Source organism: Microbacterium sp. Leaf161 (genome assembly GCF_001423645.1).
Lineage (GTDB): Bacteria > Actinomycetota > Actinomycetes > Actinomycetales > Microbacteriaceae > Microbacterium > Microbacterium forte.
Genome location: NZ_LMOW01000003.1, coordinates 354555 through 379325 on the forward strand (window position 1 = coordinate 354555; position 24771 = coordinate 379325).

The following is a 24771-nucleotide window of genomic DNA, read 5'->3' on the forward strand; positions in this document are numbered from 1 at the left end:
CCGTGGACAAGCAGAGAGATTTCGTCCTCCGGACGATCGAAGAGCGCGGCGTCAAGTTCGTCCGCCTGTGGTTCACCGATGTCATCGGCACTCTCAAGTCCGTCGCGATCGCGCCGGCTGAGGTGGAGGGCGCGTTCGCCGAGGGGATCGGGTTCGACGGCTCTGCCATCGAAGGTCTGACCCGCAGCTACGAGTCCGACCTGCTCGCACAGCCCGACCCCACCACGTTCCAGACCCTGCCGTGGCGTGGCGAGATCGACCCGACTGCGCGCATGTTCTGCGACATCACCACGCCCGACGGGCGTCCGGCTGTGTCCGACCCGCGCCACGTGCTCAAGCGCACCCTCGCGAAGGCCGCCGATGCCGGGTTCACCTTCTACACGCATCCCGAGATCGAGTTCTACCTGCTCAAGTCGTCGTCGTTCGGTCCTGAGGGTCCGGTGCCGGTGGACTCTGCGGGTTACTTCGACAACGTGCCCGGCGGCACCGCGCACGACTTCCGTCGTCGCTCGGTGCGGATGCTCGAAGACCTCGGCATCTCGGTGGAGTTCAGCCACCACGAGGGCGGGCCGGGGCAGAACGAGATCGACCTCCGCTATGCGGATGCGCTCACCATGGCCGACAACGTGATGACGTTCCGTACGGTCATCAAGGAGGTCGCGATCGAACAGGGCGTCTACGCGACGTTCATGCCGAAGCCTCTGAGCGGCCACCCGGGAAGCGGCATGCACACGCACATGTCGCTCTTCGAGGGGGAGCGCAACGCGTTCTACGAAGAGGGCGCCAAGTACCAGCTGTCCAAGACCGGGCGTCACTTCATCGCCGGCCTTCTGCGGCACGCCAACGAGATGGCGGCGGTGACCAACCAGTTCGTCAACTCGTACAAGCGACTCTGGGGCGGCGACGAGGCTCCGAGCTTCGTCACGTGGGGCCACAACAATCGCTCCGCGCTCGTCCGGGTGCCGATGTACAAGCCCAACAAGGGCGGCTCGTCGCGCGTCGAGTACCGCGCGCTCGACTCTGCAGCGAATCCCTATCTCGCCTACGCGCTCATGCTCGCGGCGGGGCTCAAGGGCATCGAGGAGGAGTACGAGCTGCCGCCGGAGGCCGAGGACAACGTGTGGTCGCTCAGCGACGCCGAGCGTCGTGCGCTGGGCTACTCGGCGCTGCCGGCGAGCCTCGACCACGCGCTCGAGTACATGGAGAGCTCCGAGCTCGTCGCCGAGACGCTCGGCGAATCGGTCTTCAACTACGTGCTTCTGAACAAGCGCAAGGAGTGGGAGGCCTACCGTGGCCAGGTCACGCCGCTCGAGCTGAAGAACAACCTCGAGCTGCTCTGAGCGTCGCCCATGGCCCGTTCGGACGACTCTGTCTCGCTCTCCGCGCTGGCCAGGCTGGGGTTCGCCGAGCTCAGCGAGGCGGCGGCGAACCTCACCGAGCTCGCGACGCTGATCGGTGTCGACCGGTCGCTTCTGCTCGCTGAGGCGGACGCTGCTGATCCCGACGCGGCGGTCGAGGGGATGCTGCGCGTGGCGCGGCGCGATGCGGCACCGATCGCAGCTGTGTTCGCAGACCAGCGGGCGCGCAGACGCGCATGGCGGGTGTTCGGGTCGTCACAGGGCTTCGCCGACTTCTTCCTCAGGCATCCGACAGAAGTGTCGGTGCTGGCTGACCGATCGACGGGGCTGCCGTCGGCAGACGAGCTGCGCGAGCGCATGCTCGACGCGGTCGGCGCGCGCGACGGCTTCGCCGATTCGGGCGACGACAGTGCAGTGGTCACGCTGCGCGTGGCCTACCGGCGCAACCTCGCACTGATCGCCGCGATCGATCTGACGGCGTACAACCCGGTGCGGATCGTCGCCGATGTCGCAGCGGCGCTGGCCGATATCGCCGGCGCTGCGTTGGAGGCGTCGCTGGCCATCGCCCGTCGACGGCTCGTCGACACGATGAGTCGCGACCAGGTCGCTGCCACGCAGCTCGCCATCATCGGCATGGGCAAGGCGGGCGCACGCGAGCTGAACTACGTCAGCGACGTCGACGTGATCTTCGTCGGGGGAACCGCAGACGAGGATGTCGTCTCGGAATCGCGGGCGATCGACATCGCGACGCGCCTTGCGAGGGAGACGATGCGCGGCCTGAGCGGCATCGAGGTCGAACCGCCGCTCTGGGAGGTCGACGCGGCGCTCCGTCCAGAAGGCAAGCAGGGGGCGCTGGTGCGATCACTCGGCTCGCACCTGGCGTATTACGACCGTTGGGCCAAGAGCTGGGAGTTCCAGGCGCTGCTGAAGGCGCGGCCTCTCGCAGGCGATCCCGAGCTCGGCGCCGAGTACATCGCCGCGGTGCAGCCCAAGGTGTTCTCCAGCGCCGCGCGGGAGAACTTCGTCGACAGCGTCCAGCGCATGCGCGAGCGGGTCATGGAGCACATCGACCCCGAGGATGCGCCGTACCAGCTCAAACTGGGCTCCGGTGGACTGAGGGACATCGAGTTCACCGTGCAACTCCTGCAGCTCGTGCATGGCCTCACCGACCCGAGCCTGCGCACCCGCGGCACGTTGGAAAGCCTCGACGCGCTGGTCGAAGGCGGCTACATCGGTCGGGCGGAGGCTGCGTCGTTCGCGGACGACTACTGCGTGCTGCGGCTGATGGAGCACAGGCTGCAGCTCAAAGAGCTCAGCCGCACCCACCTGATGCCTCGCACGCCCGCCGGCCTGCGCGTTCTGGCTCGCAGCACGGGGCTCGGAGAGTCCGGCGAGGCGATCTGGGCTCGTTGGGAGAGCGTCCGGCGTGAGGTGCGCGACATCCACACCCGGCTGTTCTACCGTCCTCTGCTGAGCGCCGTGGCCTCCCTGCCCGAAGAGGAGCGCACCCTCTCGACCGCCCAGGCGCACGATCGCCTCATGGCCATCGGCTTCCGCGACCCGGCGGGCGCTCTGCGACATATCGGCGCGCTCACGACGGGGTTGAGTCGCAAGGCGACCATCCAGCGGCATCTCATGCCGGTGATGGTCCGCTGGTTCGCCGACGGGAGTGACCCGGACTATGCGCTGATCGCGTTCCGCCGCATCAGCGAGCGTCTCGGCGACACCCCCTGGTTCCTCCGGATGCTGCGGGATTCGTCCGGCGCCGCTGAGAGCCTGACGAGGCTGCTGTCGTCGTCACGTTACGTCGGCGAGCTCATGGAATGGATCCCCGAGTCCGTGGCCTGGCTCGACAGCAGCGAGCTCCTGCGTCCGCGCAGCGGCGCGGCGCTCGACGAGGAGGCCAGGGCCATCCAGACGCGTCACAGGAACGTGGGTGACGCACTGCAGGCCGTTCGAGCGCTGCGACGTCGCGAACTGCTGCGCACGGCGATGGGCGGCGTCCTCGATGTGCTCTCGATCGAGCAGATCGCGACCTCGCTCACCGAGATCACCGACGCCACGATCCAGGCGGCGCTGCGCGCGGTCCGGCGTGAGATCGTCACCGCCGATGACGAGGCGTTCGATTTCGCGGTCATCGGCATGGGCCGATTCGGGGGAGCGGAGCTGGGGTTCGGCTCCGATGCCGACATCCTCTATGTGTACGACGCGAACGGCGTCGACCCTCAGCGGGCGCAGTCGCTCGCAACGCGGATCGTCGCAGGACTCCGGGAGCACCTGACCGATCATCGGGTGCCGCTCGACCTGGATGCCGACCTCCGGCCGGAGGGACGCAACGGCCCGGTGGTGCGGTCGATCGAGGCGTATGCCGAGTACTACCGACGCTGGTCGCTGTCGTGGGAGGCCCAGGCTCTGCTCCGAGCACGAGGGGTCGCAGGCAGCGCCACTCTCATCGCGAAGTTCACTGCCCTCGCCGACAGCATCCGTTACCCCGCGGAGGTCGATCTGCAGGGCACCCGCGAGATCAAGCGGATCAAGGCTCGGGTCGAGGGCGAGCGGCTGCCCCAGGGGGTGGATCCGCGTCGTCATCTGAAACTCGGCCCAGGCACGCTCAGCGATGTCGAGTGGCTGGTGCAGCTTCTGCAGTTGCAGCACGCCCACGACGTGCCTGCACTGCAGACCACGTCGACCCTCACCGCCCTCGGGGCTGCGGTCGACGCGGGATTCGTCCCGGCCGATGCCGCCGATCTGCTCCGCGCCGCGTGGTTGCTGTCCAGTCGCCTGCGCTCGGCGATCACCCTGTACACGGGCAAGACGAGCGACGTGCTGCCGACGGATCCGCGCGACCTCGATGCGATCGGTCGGCTGCTCGGTTATCCCGATCGTTCAGCGAGCGTGCTCGACGATGACTACCTGGGGGTGACCCGGCGTGCGCGCCGGGCGTTCGAGCAGCTCTTCTACGGGTAGGCGGTCTCGCGTCGCGTCAAGGGCTGGCGCGCCATTTGCCTTTTCTGCGCCGGTCGCACAGGCTGAGCGCATGACGATCTCGAAGCTCGGTGTGATCTGGAACCCCTCCAAGGTTGACGGGGATTCGCTGCGCGAATCCGTCGCCGCGACGTTCGTCTCCGACGGAGTCGAAACCCCCGTCGAGTGGTGGGAGACCAGCATCGAGGACCCGGGGCGCGGTATGGCCGCCGACGCGGTGGCCGCAGGCTGCGACGTGGTGATCGCCGTCGGTGGAGACGGGACGGTCCGGGCTGTCGCGGAATCGTTGGCGGGCACGGACTCCGCGCTCGGCATCGTGCCGCAGGGCACCGGCAACCTGCTCGCTCGCAACCTCGAGATCCCGTTGAACGACATCCCCGCCGCACTGGAGCGGGTCCGCGACGGCGAGCCGCAGCGGATCGACATGGGCTGGGTCGACCACGACGGCACCGAGCACGCGTTCGTGGTGATGGTCGGCTTCGGCATCGACGCTCAGATGCTGGTGGAGACCGACGAGGACCTGAAGAACCGTGCCGGATGGATCGCATACGTGGAGGCGATGGGGCGTGCCCTGGCCGGCACCGAGATGACCGACATCACCCTCACGCTCGACGATCAGGAGCCGCAGTCCCTCCGCGGTCACACGATGCTGATCGGCAACTGCGGCATGGTGCAGGGCGGCATCCGTCTCCTGCCGGACGCCGTGCTCGATGACGGGCTGCTCGACATGCTGCTCGTCAGCGCCGATGGGCCGCTGCAGTGGCTCGACACCGTCCGCGCCTTCGTCTGGGAGAACGGCATCCGCCGCATGATGGGCAATGTCGACACCGCCGTGAGCACCGACTCGACGACCCACATCTCAGCCGAACGCGTCCGGGTCGAGCTCGCGTCACCGCAGACGTTCGAGATCGATGGCGAGGAAGTCGGAGCGGTCTCCGACTTCACTGTGCGGGTTCAGCCCGCGGCGCTCACCGTTCGCTGAGCGTTCCCGGCGGGACGACTTTGCTGTCCTGCGTCGGGAAGACGACCTTCTGCACGATGATGATGATGCTGGCGGCGACCGGGATCGCGACGAGCGCACCCAGGATCCCGCCGAGCGCGCCGCCGGCGACGGCCGCGATCACGACGAGGGCGCCGGGAACCGCAACCGCCTTGTTCATGATCCGCGGAGACAGGACGTAGGCCTCGATCTGCATGTAGACGAGGTAGTAGCCGAACGCGATGAGCGCGGTGACCGGGCTCGCGATGAGGCAGATCAATGAGTTGATGATCGATGCGCTCAGAGTTCCCACGAGCGGGATCAACGACCCGATGAAGGCGATCAGCGCGAGCAGCGCAGGCACCGGTGCCCCGATGATGCTCAGCACGATGAGGCTCAGGATGCCGTTGATCAGCGCGAGGCTCGCCTGCCCCATCACATAGCGACCGACGGCGCCCGAGACGTCCTCGAGGAGTCCGCCGAAGGTCTCGCGCTGGTACGAGGGGACGAACCGCACCGCGCCGCGCTTCATGCTGCGCAGCGAGGCCATGAAGTACAGGGTCAGGATGAGGACGATCGTGATGCCGGTGAAGCCACCCGCAATGCCGGCGCCGACCGCGAAGACGCCTCCGCTGATGTTCAGGATGTTGCCGGGATCCTGGACGAAGCTCAACACTCCCTGGGCCGCGTCGTCGAAGGTGGAGCCGAATTGTTCGCTCACGTCCTTGAACCATGCACTGGCCATGAAGTCCTCGACCATCTGGGGGCCGTCCTGGATCAGATTGGTCACCTGTTCGACGAGGAGAGGGACGATCGCGAGGATGATGCCCGCGAAAGCCAGGATCACGACGGAGACCACGATCGCGACTGCGGCCGGTCGGGGGAGCCTGCGCTCGATGAACGACACGATCGGATCGAGCCCGAGGGCCAGGAAGAGCGCGACTCCGATGTAGACCAGCACGGTCGCGAGCTGATTGACGATTCCGCCGAGCAGCAGTGCGACCAGCACACCGAGCGCACCGAGCAGGCCGAACATGAAGGGGTTGATCCGGGCGATCGCCGCCGCCGCGGTCTTGGGCTGAGCCGGGGGAGTCTCGGTCGTATGGACCCTGTTCGACTGCAGCCTGTCGTTCTTGCGGCGCATGATGGCCCCTCGCTCTTGTTCGTTCGGACCCCTCAGTTGACCAGTCGGTGCGGGGGAAAGCAAGCGCGACACGGCCACGCTCCTTGTGGTGTATGACGTGGTGGATGTCGGATGCCTGTGCGATCGTTCACGCATGGATGCCCTGACACTCAGACCCTGGTCCGCGGGTGATCTCGAGCTGCTGCGTGTGGCGAACACTCCGGGGATGACGGCCCATCTGAACGGCGTCGAGACCGAGCAGCAGCTGCTCGACCGCAACGCCCGCTACCTCCGGCTGTGGGACTCGGGAGAGGCGAGGATGTTCGTCATCGAGGACGAACATCGTCGTTCGCTGGGTTCGATCGGGTTCTGGAACTCCGAGTGGCGTGACGTGCCGGCGTTCGAGACGGGGTGGTTCGTGATCCCTGACGCGCAGGGGAGAGGCGTGGCTTCCCGGGCTCTCGGTCTGCTGATCGATGATGCGAGAGCGCACCGTGGTGACCGCAGGCCCCTGACGGCATTCCCCTCGGTGGAAAACGCGGGGTCGAACGGCGTGTGCCGTCGCAGCGGGTTCGAGATGGTGGGCACCTTCACCGACACGTTCCGCGGTGCAGAGCTGACGATGAACGAATGGGTGCTGGATCTCGTCGGCTGAGCGCGCGCTACTCGGCCGTCTCGGGCTTGTCGCCCTTCTCGCCCTTCGGTGACGATTCGAACGCTGCGCCGAACGCGACGCCCAACGCCAGGCCGAACGCAACCCCGACGCCCACGTTGTCGAACAGCAGCATCCCTGCCCCCGCACCGATCGGAAGCCCGATCGCCATCCCGAGAGCGATGCCGACACCCGGCTTCTTCGTCGAGTTCTCGGTTGCTTCGGAGTTCTCGTCTGATGCGGTCATACGCAGCACGATACGTAGTCGGGCGAGCACCCACATCCCCCACAAGACGGACATGGTGCGGTCTGCGGCGGGCAGGAAGACGAGAACGCCCCCGGGCCGTAGCTCGAGGGCGTTCTCGGAGAATTCTGCGGATCAGACGCCGAAGTACAGCTCGTACTCGAACGGGTGCGGACGCTGAGCCATCGGCAGAATCTCATTCTCGTACTTGTACGAGATCCAGGTCTCGATGAGCTCCTCGGTGAACACGCCGCCCTCGAGGAGGAACTGGTGGTCCGCTTTCAGGGCGTCGAGCGAGTCCAGCAGGGAGTTCGGGACCTGGGGGATGTTCTTGGCCTCCTCGGGAGGAAGCTCGTAGAGGTCCTTGTCGACGGGCTCGTGCGGCTCGATGCGGTTCTTGATGCCGTCGAGACCTGCCATGAGCTGTGCCGCGAACGCCAGGTACGGGTTGCCCGAGGCGTCGGGAGCGCGGAACTCGATGCGCTTGGCCTTCGGGTTGGAGCCCGTGATCGGGATGCGGATGGCAGCCGAGCGGTTTCCTGCGGAGTAGACCAGGTTGACCGGCGCCTCGAAGCCCTTGACCAGACGGTGGTAGCTGTTCAGGGTCGGGTTCGTGAACGCCAGCACGGCCGGGGCGTGTGCCAGGAGTCCGCCGATGTACCAGCGGGCGACATCGCTGAGCTGGCCGTAGCCGGCCTCGTCGTAGAACAGCGGCTTGCCGTCGTTCCAGAGCGACTGGTGCGTGTGCATGCCCGAGCCGTTGTCGCCGTAGAGCGGCTTCGGCATGAAGGTGGCGACCTTGCCCCACTCCTCGGCGGTGTTCTTGACGATGTACTTGAACTTCAGGATGTCGTCCGCCGAGTGCACCATGGTGTCGAAGCGGTAGTTGATCTCCTGCTGGCCCGCGGTGCCGACCTCGTGGTGCGAGCGCTCGAGGATGAATCCGGCTTCGATCAGCTTCAGGGTGATGTCATCGCGCAGGTCAGCGGTCTTGTCGACCGGGCTGACGGGGAAGTAGCCGCCCTTGTACGGGGTCTTGTTGGCGAGGTTTCCGCCTTCTTCCTCGCGACCGGTGTTCCACGCGGCCTCTTCGGAGTCGACCTTGTAGAAGCTCTCGCCGGCGGTGACCGAATAGCGCACGTCGTCGAAGATGTAGAACTCGGCCTCGGGGGCGAAGAATGCGGTGTCGGCGATGCCGGTCGATGCGAGGTACTTTTCGGCCTTCTTGGCGACCTGGCGCGGGTCCTTCGAGTAGATCTCTCCGGTGCGGGGGTTGTAGATGTCGAAGATCATCACGAGGGTGCTTGCCTCGCGGAAGGGGTCCATGTAAGCCGTGGTGACATCAGGGATGAGCTGCATGTCGGACTCGTGGATGCTGGCGAAGCCGCGGATCGAGGAGCCGTCGAACAGCTGCCCGTCCACGAAGAAGTCCTCGTCGACAGTGGCCGCAGGGATGTTGAAGTGCTGCTGCACACCCGGGAGATCAGTGAATCGGATGTCAAGGAACTTGACGTCGTTCTCCTTGATGAAGGTCAGCACCTCGGACGAATCTTTGAACATGTACGACTCCTGGATTGCGGATCGATGGCTTCACGGCCATTGTGCACAGTACGTGCGGGGCGTTACTCCACGGTATCCGCTTTGTTTCCAGCATGTTACGCGCCGGTAGGCTGATGACGTGACGGATGCTGTGAACACGTACCCCGGAGAACGACTCGGAATGCCGCAGGCGGGGACGGGCAGCATCGCCCGCCCTGGGCGGCGGATCGGGGCTCTCCTCATCGACTACGTCGCTGCGACGATCATCGCCACCGGCTTCCTCGGATACGACCAGTTCGCACTGCCCGCAGAGGCAGGCCTGACGATGTTCGCGCCGATGGGCGTGTTCGCCCTGCTGCAGATCCTGTTCATCCCGACGGCGGGCGGCAGCCCCGGACACCGCATCCTCGGCATGCGCGTCGTACGCCTCGGCGGTGGTTGGGTGGGAGTGTGGCGGCCGATCGTGCGCACGCTGCTCATCGTCATCGTGATCCCGGCGGTCATCTGGGATGCCGACCAGCGAGGTGTTCACGACAAGGTGACGGGACTCGTTCTCATCCGCGCCTGACGCGGTTCACTCCTTGCCGCGGTTGCGGCGTCGTGCCTCGCGCGGTGCGCGACCTCCGAGGAACGAGCGGGCGGGGTCGACGACATAGCCCTGTCGCAGCGCCTCGCGACCGATGAGCATGCGGAAGCCCATCTCATCTCGGTTGCTCAATGTCACCTCGGCGAGCACCTCTCGGTCATGCAGACGAATGAGCATCTCGACGACGAGTCGCTCCTGCGCATGGCCGGAAGAGCTGCGCACCGCGCGGCGATCGTGCACCGGGGATTCGACGATCACGGCATCCTCCTGGCTGTCCTGCCAGGGCTTCACCCGGAACCGGACCCACGACACGCCGTCGCGCTCGAACTCCTGGATCTCGAATGCGTGCAGCGAAGAGGTGCGGGCGCCCGTGTCGATCTTGGCTTTGAGCCAGTCCACACCGAGATCGGGCAGGCTCACCCATTCTCGCCACCCGATAAGGGTGTTTGAATGGGATGACTTACTCACCCGACCATCCTGGCAGGAAATCCCCCGTGAAGATCGCAGTGCTCTCCCGCGCGCCGCAGGCGTACTCCACCCAACGGCTGCGCGCCGCCGCGCTCCAGCGAGGTCACAACGTCAAAGTGCTGAACACGCTGCGCTTCGCGATCGATCTCACGGCCGACGAGCCGGACCTGCACTACCGCGGGCGTCAGCTCAGCGACTACGACGCGATCCTGCCCCGAATCGGCAACTCGATCACCTACTTCGGCACAGCCGTGGTCCGCCAGTTCGAGCAGATGGACGTGTACACGCCGAACACGGCGAACGGGATATCGAGTGCCCGCGACAAGCTCCGCGCGAACCAGATCCTCTCGCGCCACAACATCGCGATGCCGCCCACGGCGTTCGTGCGCAACCGCGCCGATGTGCGGCCCGCCATCGAGCGCGTCGGCGGCGCTCCTGTCGTCATCAAGCTCCTCGAGGGCACGCAGGGGATCGGCGTCATCCTCGCGCCGCAGGTGAAGGTCGCTGAGGCGATCATCGAGACGCTGCACTCGACCAAGCAGAACGTGCTCATCCAGAAGTTCATCTCCGAGAGCCGCGGTCGGGACATCCGCGCGCTCGTGGTGGGAGACCGGGTGGTGGCGGCGATGCGACGGTCCGCAGCCGGAGACGAGTTCCGCTCGAACGTGCATCGCGGGGGCTCTGTCGAAGCCGTCGAGCTCGACCCCATCTACGAACGCGCGGCTGTTCGCTCTGCCCAGATCATGGGCCTGCGCGTCGCCGGAGTCGACATGCTCGAGGGCGACGAGGGCCCGCTGGTCATGGAGGTCAACTCCTCGCCAGGGCTCCAGGGCATCGAGACGGCCACCAAGCTCGACGTCGCCGGGGCGATCATCGACTACATCGCAGGGCAGGTGGCGTTCCCCGAGATCGATGTGCGTCAGCGCCTGACGGTGTCGACCGGCTACGGCGTCGCCGAGCTGATGGTGCACGGCGCGGTCGATCTCGTCGGCAAGACGCTCGGCGAGGCCGGACTCTGGGAGCGTGACATCACGGTGCTCACGTTGCACCGCGGCGTCTCCGTCATCCCGAACCCGCGAAAGCACGTCGTCCTCGAGGCCGAGGATCGACTCTTCTGCTTCGGCAAGCTCGACGAGATGCGATCCATGGTGCCGGAGCGCCGGCGTCGCCGCGCCAAGGTCCGCCGCCTCCCGCGTCAGCCGCTCTCCGAGTGAAACGACGAAGCGCGGCCGCCTCTCGAAAGAGGACGGCCGCGCTTCGTCGTATGCAGGCGTCAGATCAACGAGGGCGCTGCGCTCGGACCTTCGTGGGGTCGATGCCCTTCGGGATCGGCAGCGAGGAGATCGACTGCGACACCGACTCGATGCGTCGGATGACGGCGCCCATGGTGGCCTTGTCGATGACCTTCGGAAGCTTCTTGATCGTCTTGGCGAGGTCGGCGATGGCGACGTCGTCATCGCCGTGGCCGACGTAGAGCACGGTGACAGGCACGCCGTGGGCGACGCGGGCGGCCTTGCTGCGCTCGTCGTTCACGAGGCGGGTCAGGCGTCCGCGTGAGCCCTCTCCGACGACGACGACCCCGCCGCGTCCGACCGTGCGGTATACGGCGTCCTGCGTCTTGGGGTTGATCCCCACCGGCGTCTCGGAGCCCTGCCAGTTGCGACCGAGGCTGGTGCTGAGCACGTGGCCCGTGGCACCGGGCATTCCGTCGATCTTCTGGTACATCGCGGAGGTAGACAGGCGCGTCATCAGGAACATCGCGCCGAGCAGACCCAGCATCAGGCCCGAGATGCCCCAGAGGATGAGGGTCCACACCTGGAACGGCGGGATCAGGTAGCCGACGATGAGGCCGATGAGCACACCGACGACCAACAGCGCGATCTGAGCCCAGGGCAGCCAGGGGTAGATCTCTCTCGTGAACTTGAAGAGGGACTTGATCTGGGAGAAGAATCCCGGACGCTTCTCGGGCGCGGACGTGCGGTTTGCCATGTGCATAAGAATACCGACTCCGGGAGGCGCTCATGGCGTCGTTCGCGTCAGGCGGATTCCTGGTCGCAATCCTCCTCTGCACAGTTCGTCGATCCCCGCGGAAGCGTCCACATCGCGCCTCCCTCCCACACAGGCTCCGTGCGATGCACTGACATGGGGTGATGGCAGATACAGAGGAGCGATCACGAGGGGCGGTGCTCGTGCCGGGTGCGCATCGCGCGATCAGGAGGATCGACGCGGGCGAAGGACCGTACGCGGGAACGCTGGTCACCCGGGGCGGGTCGGTTGCCGTGCAGGTCGACTCGGAGTCGATCAGCGGGTGGGCGGGGTGGGAGCACGCCGGAGACGATCACGTCGCGGGGCCGCTCGACATCGTACGGCGAGCCGACGGGCATGACGTTCTTCTGCCGTGGTGCACGGAGCGGGTCTCCTCGTTCGTCGGACGCCGTGCCGCAGCCGATGCCTCGCTCGCCTCCGGAGAGATAACCACGCTCGTGGCCAGCATCCTGCGCGGTCTGGGCGAGCTCGCGAGAGCCGAGGGGCACGATGAGACCGGCGAGTGGTGGCTCACGGACGACGGACGACCGACGTTCGTGATCGGTGCCGGCGAGACTGCTCGAGCCGCGGCGGCAGCCCTCGTGGAGCGGTTGCGGGAGGATTGTGCCGACCGCACGCTCGCTCGTCTGCTCGTCGTGATCGAGGAAGGGCTCGGCGCCCAGACCGCGAGACCGGGGATGCCGGCTCGTCAGCTCGAGAGGTGGGAGGCCGAGCTGTTCGACACGGCGGCTCCGAAACCGCTGAAGCGAGATGTGCATGCGCCAGCGCTGGCAAGGCATGCCGATGCGGCGAGGCATGCGGTCGTCGCACGGCCCGTCGCGCGGCGCCATCTGAGAACCCGCGCGTCGCTGCCGAGGGACCGCAGCAGAGTCGGGGCACTGTCGTCTCGCCTCGTCGGTGGGATCGTGCATAGCCTCAACGGTTATCGAGACGCCGTCGCCCTCCGGCTCGGGCGCAGACCTAGGCGCGGCGTCGTCGAACCATCCGTCCGTCGAAACGAGTCGGCAGACGTGAGCACCGCAGATGGTGGGCGTGCTCCCGGGAGACGCAGTCGACGAACGATCGTCGCCGCTGCGGCGGCGGCAGTGGTGCTCGCCGGCGGGCTGCTCTGGCCCGGCGGGGCGACGGGGGAGCCTGACGGGGAAGTCGCCCCCGCCGTGCCGAAGAGCAGTGCCCTCGCGAAGGAGGTGCACCGCGTCGCCACCGATTCATCGCCGACGCCCACGTCACCGGCACCGGCTCCGCCGACGCCGGGGGAGGGATCGCCGAGCGACGGATCCGAACCGACGGACCCCGTGGAGGCGGCGCGGATGCTGATCAGTGCGATCGGTATCTGCGGCGAGAACGAGGACAAGGTCTGCGACGGCGCTGTTACTCAAGGGTCTGTCGGTGTCGTCGACGCGTTGGGCGGCGGCAACGACGGAGCCCTGCAGCTTCAATCGGTGGATGAGTACGGAGACGTCGCAGTGATCCGGGTGTCCCCGTCTCACGGCGTCAGCGATGGTGCGGCGTCGGAAGGTGGGGAACGGATGGTGGTGCTCGTACGGATCGCAGAGAAATGGCTGGTCCGCGACGTGTATGACGTCGCGGACCAGCCAGGGTGATGCTGTGGTCAGGCTCCGAGCTGAGCGGCGAACTGCGCCGACTCGAGGCGGGCCTTCACCGCGCCGAGGAAGCGGGCGGCGTCGGCTCCGTCGATGATGCGGTGGTCGTACGAGAGCGCGAGGTACACGTACGAGCGCACGGCGATCGCGTCCGCTCCACCGACCTTGACGAGACCGGGACGCTTGACGACCGTTCCGGTGCCGAGGATCGCGGACTGCGGCAGGAACACGACGGGGGTGTCGAACAGCGCGCCACGCGAACCGGTGTTGGTCAGCGTGAACGTTCCGCCGGCGAGCTCGTCGGGCTTCAGCTTGTTGTCACGCGTGCGCGCGGCGAGGTCGGCGATCTCGTGGGCAATCTCCGCGATGTTCTTCGATGCGGCATCGCGCAGGACCGGCGTGAGCAGACCGCGCTCGGTGTCGACGGCGATCGACACGTTCTCGGACTCCGGGTAGACGATGTTCTCTCCGTCGACCGTGGCGTTCACGATCGGGAAGGCGCGCAGTGCCTCGGCGGCAGCCAGAGCGAAGAACGGCAGGAACGACAGCTTGTCGCCGGTCTTCTCGAGGAACGATCCCTTGACGCTGTCGCGGTACTCCGCGAGAGCTGTCACATCGACCTCGACCACCGTGGTGAGCTGAGCAGTCTGCTGCATCGACTCGACGGCGCGCTTCGCGAGCACCTTGCGCAGACGTGACATCGGCTGGGTGGTGCCACGCAGCGGCGACACCTCGAGCGGAGCCGGTGCGGCAGGAGCGGCGGCTGCAGCGGGTGCAGACGAGGCGCTCTCGGCGGCCTTGAGGACGTCCTCCTTGCGGATGCGTCCTCCGACACCGGTGCCGGTGACGCTGGCGAGGTCGACGCCCTGCTGCGAGGCCAAGCGGCGCACGAGCGGGGTGACGTACAGGTTGTCGCTCTCGGTCGGAAGTGACAGCTTCTGCTCGGCCTGAGCCGGAGCCGCCGCGGCGCCGCCGGTGGCCTGCTCCGGAGCCGCCTGTGCGGGTGCCGCCACGGGCGCCTCGGCAGCCGGCCGCTCTGCGGGCTTGTCGACCGGGGCCTCCGAGACCGACTCCTTGGCCTCGGGCGCTTCGGCAGCAGACGGCTGCGCGGCAGGAGCCGGGGCTTCTGCCGCGGGCGCGGGTGCGGGTGCCTCTGCCGGTGCGGCCGCGGGGGCCGCTCCGGAGCCGACGCGAGCGAGGACAGCGCCCACCTCGACGGTCTCGTCTTCGGCTGCGACGATCTCCTGCAGCACACCGGCGACGGGCGACGGGATCTCGGTGTCGACCTTGTCGGTGGAGATCTCGAGCAGAGCCTCGTCGACCTCGACCGTGTCGCCGATCTGCTTGAGCCAGCGGGTGACGGTGCCTTCGGTGACGCTCTCGCCGAGTTCCGGGAGGACGATGTCAGTGGCGTCGCCGGCGGGTGCGGTCGCGGGAACCGCCTCGGCGGCAGCGGGCGCGGCGGCTTCGGGCTCTGCGGGAGCCTCGGCCTGCGGCGCGGCCGGCTCTGGGACCTCCTCAGCGGCGGGGGCAGCGGCCGCGGGGGCGTCATCTGCCGGAGCGGAGGCGCTGCCGTCGCCGATGCGCGCGAGCAGCGCGCCGACCTCGATGGTCTCGTCCTCGGCGACGAGGATCTCCTCGATCACACCGGTGACAGGAGAGGGGATCTCGGTGTCGACCTTGTCGGTCGAGATCTCGAGCAGGCCCTCATCCGCCTGAACGGTGTCTCCCACCTGCTTGAGCCAGCGGGTGACGGTGCCCTCTGTGACGCTCTCGCCGAGAGGGGGGAGGACGACGGATGTGCTCATGACTGAGTCTCCTTCAGGAAGTTAAATGACGCGTGTCTAGCTTAGTGAACTGTTCACCGGTTGGTGTTCAGAGGGCGTGCAGGGGCTTTCCCGCGAGGGCGAGGAAGGCTTCGCCGAGTGCCTCGCTCTGCGTGGGATGCGCGTGGATCAGGGGAGCGATGTCCTCGGGGTGGGCTTCCCATGCGACGGCCAGCTGGCCCTCGGTGATGAGCTCGCCCACACGGTCGCCCAGCAGGTGGACGCCGATGACGGGGCCGTCTTTGCGTCGGACGACCTTCACCAGCCCGCCGGTGCCGATGATCTCGCTCTTGCCGTTCCCAGCGAGGTTGTACTCGTAGGCCACCACGGCATCCGCGCCGTGCTCGGCGACGGCCGCTTCTTCAGTGACGCCGACGGACGCGACCTCGGGGCTCGAGTAGGTGACCTTCGGGATCTGGATGTCGGGGACATGAGCGGGCGAGAGCCCGGCGATGCGTTCTGCGACCGCGATGCCCTGCTGGAATCCGCGGTGCGCGAGCTGCAGCCCGGGTGTGATGTCGCCGACGGCCCACACTCCGGGGACACCGGTCCGGAGGTCCTCGTCGACAGCGACGAAGCCGCGGTCGAGCGTCACCCCCGCCTCTTCGAAGCCGAGGTCGGTCGTGACGGGTCCGCGACCCACGGCGACGAGCAGATAGTCCGCGGTGAACTCTTTGCCGTCCTCGAGTGTGACGGTGACCGAGCTGTCGTCCTGGGTGGCGTTCTGGAAGCGGACGCCGAGCGAATACTGGATTCCACGGCGCCGGAACGCCCGCTCGAGTCCCTTGCTCATCGCGATGTCCTCGTTCGGGACGAGGTGGGGCAGTGCCTCGATGATGGTGACCTCGGTGCCGAACGAGCGCCACACGCTCGCGAACTCGACGCCGATGACGCCACCGCCGAGCACCAGCACACGCTCGGGGATCACATCGAGGGACAGCGCCTGCTCGCTGGTGAGGATCCGGCCGCCGATGTCGAGCCCGGGAAGAGTCCGGCTGTACGAGCCGGTGGCGAGGACCACGTCTGTGCCGACGTAGACGTCGTCACCCACGCTCACCGAGCGGTCGGCGTTGAGGCGGCCGAAGCCCGCGACGGTGGTGATGCCTCGAGCCTTCACCAGGCCCTCGAGACCCTTGTACTTCTTCGCGACGATTCCCTCGCGGTAGGCGCGGACCCCTGCGGGATCGATTCCCTCCAGAGTCGCCGAGATGCCGACATGCGCGGCGTCGCGCACATGCTCAGCGACCTCCGCCGCGTGCAGCAGCGCCTTCGTGGGGATGCAGCCGCGGTGAAGGCACGTGCCGCCGACCTTGTCCTTCTCGATGAGCGCGACGGTCTTGCCGAGTTCGCTCGCACGCAGGGCGGCGGCGTACCCGCCGCTGCCTCCGCCCAGGACGACGATGTCGAAGGTGTGCGTGGTCATGGTCATGCCTCCTTGTGGGATGCTTCGGCGAACGCGATAATCGATCGGACCATCGCCCCTGTGGGGCCCTTGTCGGTGAAGCCGTACGGAGCACCGTTGTGCTCGCCGGAACCCGCGATGTCGAGGTGCACCCAGGGGATGCGGGGGGCGTCCTTCTCGTCGGAGACGCGGCCGACGAATCGGCGCAGGAAGAGCCCGGCGTACGAGGCTCCCCCCATGCGGTCGCTCATGTTGGCGTTCTGCATATCGGCGATGGGGGAGTCGAGCGAGTCCTCCATGTACTCGGGGAGTGGCATGTGCCAGGCCAGTTCGTCGGCCGCGTCGGTCGCGGTGAGGAACTCGGCGACCGCATCGTCGTCACCGAACACGCCGGTGTGACGGTGTCCGAGGGCCATGACGATCGCGCCGGTGAGAGTAGCGACGTCGATGATGACGTCGGGGTTCTCGCGGCTGGCCGCCACGAGGCCGTCGGCCATGACCAGGCGGCCCTCGGCATCCGTGTTCGGGACCTCGACGGTCGTGCCGTCGAGGATGCGGATGACGTCGCCGGGACGCAGCGCGCGCCCTGAGGGCATGTTGTCGGTGATGCAGAGCCAGGCCGTGACGTGCACAGGCAGGCCGAGGGTGGCGATCGCGCGCAGCGCGGCGGCACTCGTCGCCGCGCCTGCCATGTCGAACTTCATGCCGACCATCGACGCGGCCGGCTTGAGCGAGAGTCCGCCGGTGTCGAACGTGATTCCCTTGCCGACGAGGGCGATGTGGCGTGTCGCATTCGCAGGCGCGTAGTCGAGCCGCACGAGACGCGGCGGCCTGTCGGAGCCCTGAGCGACGCCGAGGATACCGCCGAATCCCTGCTCGGCGAGGGCGTCCTCGTCGAGGATCTCGACGGTGACGTCTGCCAGACCCGCGACGCTGTCTGCCGCGCTCTGCGCGAGCTGTGTGGGGCTCTGCCACTCGGCGGGGACGAACACGAGGTCCTTGACCAGGGCCACTGCCTCTCCGACGGCGATCGACCTGGAGAGGGCGGCGTCTTCGAGTTCTGCGTGCAGCAGGACTGAGGATGCGCGGCTCTTGCCCGATTCCTTGCGGTAGCCGTCGAACCGATAGCCGCCGAGCACCGCACCGTCTGCGGCGGGCGCGGCGAAGCCCTCGAGGCCCGGTGCCAGCGCCACGGACACCGTCTCGAAGCCGGTCAGTGAACGGAGCGCGGCGCCCACCGCGTTGCGCACTGCCTGGGCGTCCGGCGCGCGTCCGACACCGACGACGGCGAACGGCAGGGTCGTCACCTCGGGGGCATAGGCACGGGTGAAGGCCGACGCCGAACCGGTGAAGCCGATGCCCTGCAGCGATTCGGCGAGTCCGGGATAGCCGTTCAGCGACTCCGTCGAGTCCGAGATCTCGGGGATGACCAGCACTGCGGCGTCTGCAGCGCTTCCGGGGAACTGATCTGAGGTGCGCGAGAGCGCGGGAAGCGTCATGACTCCATCCTAGGTCGGCCGCGCGTCCGGTCGCCGAGCGGGTGTTCGCTCTCAGCTTGAAGGTCACCGCCCGGCCGTCCGACGCTGCTCGTAGCATTGACTCATGCCCTTCTCCGGAGAGATCCATGAACGTGTAGCTAACGCGCCGGTCGTGCCGCGCGGACTGCCCCTTGTCCTGCTCCTCACGGGTTTCACCGACGCAGGCAACGCGGTCTCGGGGCTCATCGAGCACCTTCGCGAGACGACCTCTCCCCAGCCGGTCGTGGTCTTCGACAACGACGTGCTCCTCGACTACCGCGCGCGTCGCCCGGTGATCTCGTTCGATCAGGACCATCTGACCGAGTTCCGCCCCGCACGGCTCGAACTGTCGCTCGCGACCGATGCTCTCGGCCAGAAGTTCCTCCTCCTCGCCGGGTACGAGCCCGATTTCGCGTGGAACGAGTTCGCGCGCACGGTGCTCGAACTCGCCGACGAGTTCGAGGTGTCAGGGCTCAACTGGGTGCACTCGATCGCCATGCCCGTGCCGCACACCCGCCCCATCGGCACGACCGTGAGCGGCAACAGGCGCGAGCTCACCGTGGCGCATTCCGTCTGGCGTCCGCGCACGCAGGTGCCGGCTACCGCGGGCCACCTCCTCGAGTTCCGCTTCGCCGAGCACGGCGATCGGGTCGTCGGCTTCGTGCTGCTGGTGCCCCACTACCTCGCCGAGACCGAGAACCCCGACGCCGTGATCGCGGCGGCCGAGAAGCTGATGGCCGCGACCGGCCTGGTGATCCTGCTCGACGAGGTGCAGGAACGCCGAGAGGACTACCGCACTCGCGTCGATGATCAGGTGATCGGCAACGACGAGCTGCAGCAGATGGTGCAGGGGCTCGAGCGCCGGTATGACGCCTATATGGCCGGCCGTGACCCCGAGGACGGGTCGTACGACGAGGGCGGTTTCAACGAGCGCGACCTGCCGAGCGCTGACGAACTGGCGGCAGAGCTCGAGCGCTATCTGGCCTCACGCCCCAGCGGCGACGAGGACAAACCGGGTCGAGGCTGACGTCGAAGGCGCGAACTTCGGCCGATTGCACCTGCATGCCCACACGTGTGCGATACTAGGAGTCTGACCCGTTGTCAATCGATCTTTCCGGAGATCTGACTTGACAAGGGTCTTACTAGTGTCCGAAATGCTCCGGGGCCTGCGAGCGGCCCCGTGAAAGGCGAAACGTGACTCCTGCCACGACGAAGAAGACCCGGACGAAGAAGACCGCCGACGCTCCCGAGGTCGACGCTCCCGTCGAGGAGGCGGCTGAGAAGCCGGCCCCCAAGACGGCAGCGCAGCGGGCCGCTGCCAAGCGCGCGCCCGCGAAGAAGAAGAAGGCCGAAGACATCGTCGAAGACGACGAGACTCCTCCCGCTGCAGAGCCCGACGAGGACGACGAGGACTCGAAGCCGAAGTTCACCGAGCCTCTGCCGACCGGTGCCATCGTCATCTCGTCGAATGACGACGAAGACGTGCCCGTCTACTCGACGCAGATCACCGGTGCGACCGCCGACCCTGTCAAGGACTACCTGAAGCAGATCGGAAAGGTCGCCCTGCTGAACGCGGCCGAAGAGGTCGAGCTCGCGATGCGCATCGAGGCCGGGCTGTTCGCCGAGGAGAAGCTCTCCACGATGACTGCCGCCGAGAAGGCCAGTCAGCTCGGACTCGACCTGCAGTGGGTCGCCCGTGACGGCCAGCGCGCGAAGAGCCACCTGCTGGGTGCGAACCTGCGTCTCGTCGTCTCTCTCGCCAAGCGCTACACCGGTCGCGGCATGCAGTTCCTGGACCTGATCCAGGAGGGCAACCTCGGCCTGATCCGCGCGGTCGAGAAGTTCGACTACACCAAGGGCTTCAAGTTCTCGACGTATGCCACCTGGTGGATCCGCCAGGCGATCACCCGCGCCATGGCCGACCAGGCCCGCACCATCCGCATCCCGGTGCACATGGTCGAGGTCATCAACAAGCTGGCCCGTGTGCAGCGCCAGATGCTGCAGGACCTGGGTCGCGAACCCACACCCGAAGAGCTCAGTCGCGAGCTGGACATGACGCCCGAGAAGGTCGTCGAGGTGCAGAAGTACGGCCGAGAGCCGATCTCTCTGCACACTCCGCTCGGTGAAGACGGCGACAGCGAGTTCGGCGACCTCATCGAGGACACCGAGGCCGTGGTCCCCGCCGACGCCGTGGGCTTCACGATGCTGCAGCGTCAGCTCGAGCAGTTGCTCGACTCGCTGTCCGAGCGCGAGGCCGGTGTCATCCGGATGCGCTTCGGACTCGGTGACGGGCAGCCCAAGACGCTCGACCAGATCGGTGACACGTTCGGCGTGACGCGTGAGCGCATTCGTCAGATCGAGTCGAAGACGATGGCGAAGCTGCGCCACCCGAGCCGCTCGCAGTCGCTGCGGGACTACCTCGAGTGATGCAGGCGAACGAGGGCAAAGCGCTCGAGGCGAGCGTCGACGGCAAGAGCTACGCGCGCATCCCTCTGCGGACGCGCGTCGTCATGCCCGATGACGACCTCGAGTCGGTCGTCATGGAGTACGCGAAGGATGCGGTGCAGCCGGGCGACCTGCTGTTCGTGACCGAGAAGATCGTCGCGATCACGCAGGGCCGGTCGTACCGGCTCGATGAGATCTCGCCGCGACCTCTCGCACGCTTCCTCTCGCGATACGTCGTCCGCACGTCCTACGGGATCGGTCTCGGAATGCCAGAGACCATGGAGATGGCGCTGCGCGAGTGCGGCACCGTGCGGATCCTGTTCGCTGCCGGTGTCTCGGTCATCACCAAGGCCTTCGGGCGCCGAGGCGACTTCTACCGCATCGCCGGCGACAAGGCGCGTGCGATCGACGGCCCGACGAAGAACACGATCCCGCCGTACAACCAGGCAGTCGTGCTCGGCCCGAAGAACCCGCGCGAGGTCGCAGTGCGCCTGAAGAAGATGCTCGGTGGGAACCTCGAAGTGGCCGTCGTCGACATCAACGACATCGGCGGCAACATCCTCGGTTCGACGCTCGACAAGGCAGGCGAGCGTCGACTCGTTCAGATCCTGGGCGACAACCCGCTCGGACAGGCCACGCAGTCGACGCCCATGGGCATCGTCCGCGAGGTCTGAACTCCTCGAGTCGCACGTCGCAGCAAGAAGGCCCGGATGCTCAGCATCCGGGCCTTCTGCATGCCTGTCGTGCGGTCAGAATCCGATCGCGGCCTGATAGCGCGGCTTGTGTCCTGTGCGGATGCCGGTGACGCTCGGCTTGTTCTCGTACACGCCGGCACCCCAGTTGCCCTCGACCAGAACCGGACCGTCGGGGGTGACCACGACATCCCAGCCGACGTACTGGATCTGCGGCACGACACGAGCGACCTGATCCACGAACTCGCGGACCTCATCCATCAACGGCAGCTGGAAGTCGGCGATGGGGAAGCCGGAGTCCGGGTGCGTGACGTGCACGTGACCGTGGGAGTCGTATCCGGAGCCCACGGAGTGACCGCTCTCGTCGAGCATCGTGTAGAAGCCGCCGAAGCTCATCTGGTCGCTCACCGCGCCGCGTCCGAACTTCTGAGCCATCGCGAGGATGTGCGTCTTCTCGCCATCGAAGAACGCGGTGATGCGCGTGGTGTTGACGGTTCCGGGGCAGACGGCCGCGAGATCGGCGTGCTGGCGGATGACCTCTTCGACGAGAACCTGCTTCTTCGACAGGAGCTCGGCATGGAACGCGTCCCAGTCGGTGACGTCGGCGGCGTGATAGCGGTGCACACCGGTGCCCGCCTGCCCGTGGGTCTCCTTGACGACGATCGTGCCCTGGCGCTCGGTGAAGTCACGCAGCTCGTCTGCGTTGCCCTCGGTGATGAGCATCCATTCGCGCTTGAGGAATGCGTCGAAGACGGCGTTGAACTCCGCCTTGTCGTGGAACAGGTGGCGGTAGTCCGGGTGGTCGTACTTCTGGGAGATCTCGTTCGACACCGGGTGGGTCATGAACGTGTCGCGCTCCGCCTTGGTGAGGATCGCGAAGTCGTAGTCGATGTAGTCCTGGAACCCGACGTTGTGCCGCCCGGCGGACCACAACATGTCGACGACAACGAGCGGCACCGCCTTGCCGTGCTGAGATGACGCCTCTTTGGCCCTCTCGATGACCGAGGCGACGTCGATGCGGCGGGCGCGCGCCAGCAGGTAGCGGACGCGGGGCGCGAGGGAAAAGCGTGACATGGATCTCCAAGTTCGGGGTCCCCTCCAGTCTACGGTGGGTGCGCAGGGCATCCTGAGAAGGCGGAGCTAGGCTGGAAACGTGTGTGAGAAGACTTCGAGCTCTCGTCCGCGCGCGATGATCTCGCGGTCGGCGCTGGCGGCCGCATCGACCGCCGCTGTCGCCGCCGGGGGCCGCGTGGCCGACCTTCGCCGGGATGCCTGGGGGCACGGAGTGCTCGCTGTCGCTCACGCCGTCGTCGCGGCCGGCGCGGCGTCCGTGCGGGTCGACTACGCCACAGAGGCGGAGGCGCTGGCGCTCGAGGGCATCGACGCGGTGACGGACGGCGATGCCGATATCGACCCGTTCCTGCTCTACGGTTTGCCTGACCCTGACGGAACTCTGCGGACGAGGCCGGTGATGCGCCTGGTCGGCAGAGTGCTCTCCACCAAGCCGCTGGCCGCCGGAGACGCGGTCTCCTACGGCTACACGCATCGAGCGACGCGCGATACGACTGCCGCACTGGTCACCGGCGGATACGCGCAGGGAATCGTCCGTGCTCTCGGCAACGCCGCCCACGTCGAGATCGAGGGCGTGCAACGGCCGATCATCGGGCGCGTCGCGATGGACGTGTGCGTGATCGATCTGCAGGGCTCTGGCTCCGTCGCCGTCGGAGCCGATGCCACTTATTTCGGAGGGCGCGGACCTGCCGCTCCCTCCCTCGCGAGATGGGGCGCGGTGACAGGACTCACGATCGCCGAGCTCGTCGCCGTCGCAGGCTCCCACGCGGACCGGGGGTGGGAGGCATGAGCCGTCCGGAACTGCGCGTGGACACAGACAGATTCAGGTCGAACATCCGTGCCGTGCGCGATCGCATCGCTCCGTCGGCGCTGATGATCGTGCTCAAGGACGACGCCTACGGTCATGGTCTGCGCTGGGCCGTGGAGGCCGCGAGAGGAATGGGCGTCGACTGGTACGGGGCGTACGACGTCCGCAGTGGAGTCGAGGCCAGGCGTGTGCTGGGTGACACGGGGCGGATCTTCGCCTGGGCCACTTCGACCGATGACGAGGTCGACGAGGCGTTGCGCGCACGCATCGACCTGGGAGTCGGATCAGCGGAGTACCTGTCGCGCATCACGGCGCTGGCTGCGCGACGGGGAGTGCGGGCGCGGATCCATCTGAAGATCGACACCGGACTGCATCGTAACGGGCTGCTTCCGGCTGAGTGGGAACGCACCATCGCCGAGGTGCGCGCCGGTGAGGCCGCAGGGCACCTGGAGCTCGTGGGAATCTGGAGCCATCTCGCCGAGGCGAGCGATGACGAGGACGACGAGGCTCAGACCCTTTTCCTCGACGCCGTGCGCGTGGCGGAGCAGTCGGGCGCGACACCCGAGGCGCTGCACCTGACGGCATCCGCCGCGTCCTGGTGGCGCCCCGAGCTTCGCGGCTCGGTGTCGCGGATCGGAGCGTTCTGCTACGGCGTCCGTTCGGCGGATGGCCCCGATCTTGCCGGGGTGGCACCGGTCGCGGAGCTCACTGCGACGGTCGTCGACATCGTCGACGGTGACGCCGTGGTGGGCATCGGCGCATTCGACGGCATCCCGTCGACGCTGGCAGGGGCCCGAGTCGGCACCCCCGCCGGGGCTCGCGAGCTTCTGCGCATCGACACGGCGACCTCGGTGGTCGAGGGATGGCCGGGAATGCGGCTCGGCGACTCGGTCTGGATGTTCGGCGCAGGAGACCATGGCGAGTCGAGCGCGACGACCCTCGCCGAGCGCATCGACACTGTCGGTGAGGAGATCCTCACCCGACTCACCGCTCGCATCCGACGGGTGAGCGCCCCTTAACGAATGCGGAGCCCGTCAGATGACGGGCTCCGAGGCGGATGTGACCGAAGCTGATCAGTCGATCAGGCGAGCGGTCTCGTCGTGCCAGCTCGTTGCGATGCTGCGGAGCTTCTCTTCGTACTTGCGTCCGTGGTGTGCGCAGAAGAGGAGTTCGGAGCCGTTGACCTCGGCGGCGATGTAGGCCTGAGCGCCACACGAATCACAGCGATCCATGGCGGTCAGGCGGAACTCGACGGCGGAGGTCTCACGTTCGGTCGTTGCGTTCATCATGGTGCCTCCTTGAGTGTCGGGTTCGCTGGTTGGGCGTGTTCAATACAACCACGCTGACGGTGTACGCATGCCCGGTTTGCGGCGTGTTTCGCTCAGCGCGTACGCGGGGGACCCGTCGTGGGGGTTCGCGGGGAGTG

Annotated in this window: 22 protein-coding genes; 12 read left to right on the forward strand and 10 right to left on the reverse strand. The window is 67.2% G+C overall.

From position 1 onward, the window contains the following. The first annotated feature begins 2 nt into the window (after positions 1-2). The 3 genes from glnA (ASF87_RS17070) (at position 3) to ASF87_RS17080 (ending at position 5325) form a co-directional block, all read left to right on the forward strand. A complete protein-coding gene (gene glnA, locus ASF87_RS17070; protein ID WP_042541155.1) occupies positions 3-1340 on the forward strand; it encodes a type I glutamate--ammonia ligase in 1338 nt (445 codons plus the stop codon). A 9-nt stretch (positions 1341-1349) separates the two neighbouring features. After that, on the forward strand, positions 1350-4325 hold the full coding sequence (locus ASF87_RS17075; RefSeq protein ID WP_042541157.1) for a bifunctional [glutamine synthetase] adenylyltransferase/[glutamine synthetase]-adenylyl-L-tyrosine phosphorylase: 2976 nt from the start codon (positions 1350-1352) through the stop codon (positions 4323-4325). Positions 4326-4395: 70 nt separating this feature from the next. Continuing rightward, positions 4396-5325 carry a diacylglycerol/lipid kinase family protein gene (locus tag ASF87_RS17080; RefSeq protein ID WP_056377604.1) on the forward strand — a complete coding sequence of 310 codons (930 nt, stop codon included), beginning with the start codon at positions 4396-4398 and terminating at the stop codon, positions 5323-5325. On the opposite strand, the gene ASF87_RS17085 is transcribed toward ASF87_RS17080, so the two are convergent. Beyond that, a complete protein-coding gene (locus tag ASF87_RS17085) occupies positions 5312-6466 on the reverse strand; it encodes an AI-2E family transporter (RefSeq protein WP_082508969.1) in 1155 nt (384 codons plus the stop codon). The two genes, ASF87_RS17080 and ASF87_RS17085, sit on opposite strands and share 14 nt — an antisense overlap. A 133-nt stretch (positions 6467-6599) precedes the next feature. On the opposite strand from ASF87_RS17085, the gene ASF87_RS17090 reads away from it, so the two are divergent. Then, positions 6600-7100: a GNAT family N-acetyltransferase gene (locus tag ASF87_RS17090; RefSeq protein WP_056377606.1), complete on the forward strand. Its 501-nt coding sequence runs from the start codon at positions 6600-6602 to the stop codon at positions 7098-7100. A 7-nt stretch (positions 7101-7107) separates the two neighbouring features. Here the strand turns inward: ASF87_RS17090 and ASF87_RS17095 are convergent, their stop codons facing one another. Beyond that, a complete protein-coding gene (locus tag ASF87_RS17095) occupies positions 7108-7344 on the reverse strand; it encodes a hypothetical protein (protein WP_056377608.1) in 237 nt (78 codons plus the stop codon). A gap of 132 nt (positions 7345-7476) precedes the next feature. Further along, on the reverse strand, positions 7477-8901 hold the full coding sequence (gene glnA, locus ASF87_RS17100; RefSeq protein ID WP_042541166.1) for a type I glutamate--ammonia ligase: 1425 nt from the start codon (positions 8899-8901) through the stop codon (positions 7477-7479). Positions 8902-9061: 160 nt separating this feature from the next. Between glnA (ASF87_RS17100) and ASF87_RS17105 the strand changes: the two genes are divergently transcribed. Then, complete coding sequence (locus ASF87_RS17105; protein ID WP_157550146.1) at positions 9062-9448, forward strand: RDD family protein; 387 nt, start codon at positions 9062-9064, stop codon at positions 9446-9448. Between the two features lie 6 nt (positions 9449-9454). On the opposite strand, the gene ASF87_RS17110 is transcribed toward ASF87_RS17105, so the two are convergent. Further along, a complete protein-coding gene (locus ASF87_RS17110) occupies positions 9455-9934 on the reverse strand; it encodes an ATP-dependent zinc protease family protein (RefSeq protein ID WP_042541169.1) in 480 nt (159 codons plus the stop codon). A gap of 26 nt (positions 9935-9960) precedes the next feature. Here ASF87_RS17110 and ASF87_RS17115 point away from each other — a divergent pair, with 26 nt between their 5' ends. Then, entirely contained in the window at positions 9961-11148 is a 1188-nt protein-coding gene (locus ASF87_RS17115; protein WP_042541171.1) for a RimK family alpha-L-glutamate ligase, read from the forward strand. A 64-nt stretch (positions 11149-11212) separates the two neighbouring features. Here the strand turns inward: ASF87_RS17115 and ASF87_RS17120 are convergent, their stop codons facing one another. Beyond that, a complete protein-coding gene (locus tag ASF87_RS17120) occupies positions 11213-11923 on the reverse strand; it encodes a DUF4191 family protein (protein WP_056377726.1) in 711 nt (236 codons plus the stop codon). Positions 11924-12084: 161 nt separating this feature from the next. On the opposite strand from ASF87_RS17120, the gene ASF87_RS17125 reads away from it, so the two are divergent. Then, entirely contained in the window at positions 12085-13584 is a 1500-nt protein-coding gene (locus ASF87_RS17125) for a hypothetical protein (RefSeq protein ID WP_157550135.1), read from the forward strand. Between the two features lie 8 nt (positions 13585-13592). On the opposite strand, the gene sucB is transcribed toward ASF87_RS17125, so the two are convergent. From sucB to ASF87_RS17140, 3 genes are all read right to left on the reverse strand, one after another. Then, positions 13593-15392: a 2-oxoglutarate dehydrogenase, E2 component, dihydrolipoamide succinyltransferase gene (gene sucB, locus ASF87_RS17130; protein ID WP_056377616.1), complete on the reverse strand. Its 1800-nt coding sequence runs from the start codon at positions 15390-15392 to the stop codon at positions 13593-13595. 67 nt (positions 15393-15459) lie between these two features. Next, positions 15460-16833, reverse strand: coding sequence for a dihydrolipoyl dehydrogenase (lpdA, locus tag ASF87_RS17135; RefSeq protein ID WP_056377618.1), 1374 nt, complete (start codon positions 16831-16833; stop codon positions 15460-15462). 2 nt (positions 16834-16835) lie between these two features. Next, positions 16836-18311 carry a leucyl aminopeptidase gene (locus ASF87_RS17140; protein WP_056377621.1) on the reverse strand — a complete coding sequence of 492 codons (1476 nt, stop codon included), beginning with the start codon at positions 18309-18311 and terminating at the stop codon, positions 16836-16838. Positions 18312-18414: 103 nt separating this feature from the next. Between ASF87_RS17140 and ASF87_RS17145 the strand changes: the two genes are divergently transcribed. From ASF87_RS17145 to ASF87_RS17155, 3 genes are all read left to right on the forward strand, one after another. After that, entirely contained in the window at positions 18415-19356 is a 942-nt protein-coding gene (locus ASF87_RS17145; RefSeq protein WP_042540192.1) for a proteasome assembly chaperone family protein, read from the forward strand. A gap of 167 nt (positions 19357-19523) precedes the next feature. Beyond that, on the forward strand, positions 19524-20756 hold the full coding sequence (locus tag ASF87_RS17150; RefSeq protein ID WP_042540194.1) for an RNA polymerase sigma factor: 1233 nt from the start codon (positions 19524-19526) through the stop codon (positions 20754-20756). Then, positions 20756-21448: a coenzyme F420-0:L-glutamate ligase gene (locus tag ASF87_RS17155; RefSeq protein ID WP_056377623.1), complete on the forward strand. Its 693-nt coding sequence runs from the start codon at positions 20756-20758 to the stop codon at positions 21446-21448. The genes ASF87_RS17150 and ASF87_RS17155 overlap by 1 nt, the downstream gene beginning before the upstream one ends. Before the next feature lie 75 nt (positions 21449-21523). Here ASF87_RS17155 and ASF87_RS17160 read toward each other — a convergent pair whose 3' ends face one another. After that, a complete protein-coding gene (locus ASF87_RS17160; RefSeq protein ID WP_042540198.1) occupies positions 21524-22540 on the reverse strand; it encodes a sugar-transfer associated ATP-grasp domain-containing protein in 1017 nt (338 codons plus the stop codon). 79 nt (positions 22541-22619) lie between these two features. Between ASF87_RS17160 and ASF87_RS17165 the strand changes: the two genes are divergently transcribed. Continuing rightward, complete coding sequence (locus ASF87_RS17165; RefSeq protein ID WP_235558984.1) at positions 22620-23327, forward strand: alanine racemase; 708 nt, start codon at positions 22620-22622, stop codon at positions 23325-23327. Between the two features lie 17 nt (positions 23328-23344). Then, entirely contained in the window at positions 23345-24364 is a 1020-nt protein-coding gene (locus tag ASF87_RS17170) for an alanine racemase (protein WP_235558985.1), read from the forward strand. Positions 24365-24418: 54 nt separating this feature from the next. On the opposite strand, the gene ASF87_RS17175 is transcribed toward ASF87_RS17170, so the two are convergent. Continuing rightward, positions 24419-24631, reverse strand: a complete 213-nt coding sequence (locus ASF87_RS17175) for a DUF7455 domain-containing protein (protein ID WP_042540282.1) — start codon at positions 24629-24631, stop codon at positions 24419-24421. Between the last annotated feature and the right edge of the window lie 140 nt (positions 24632-24771).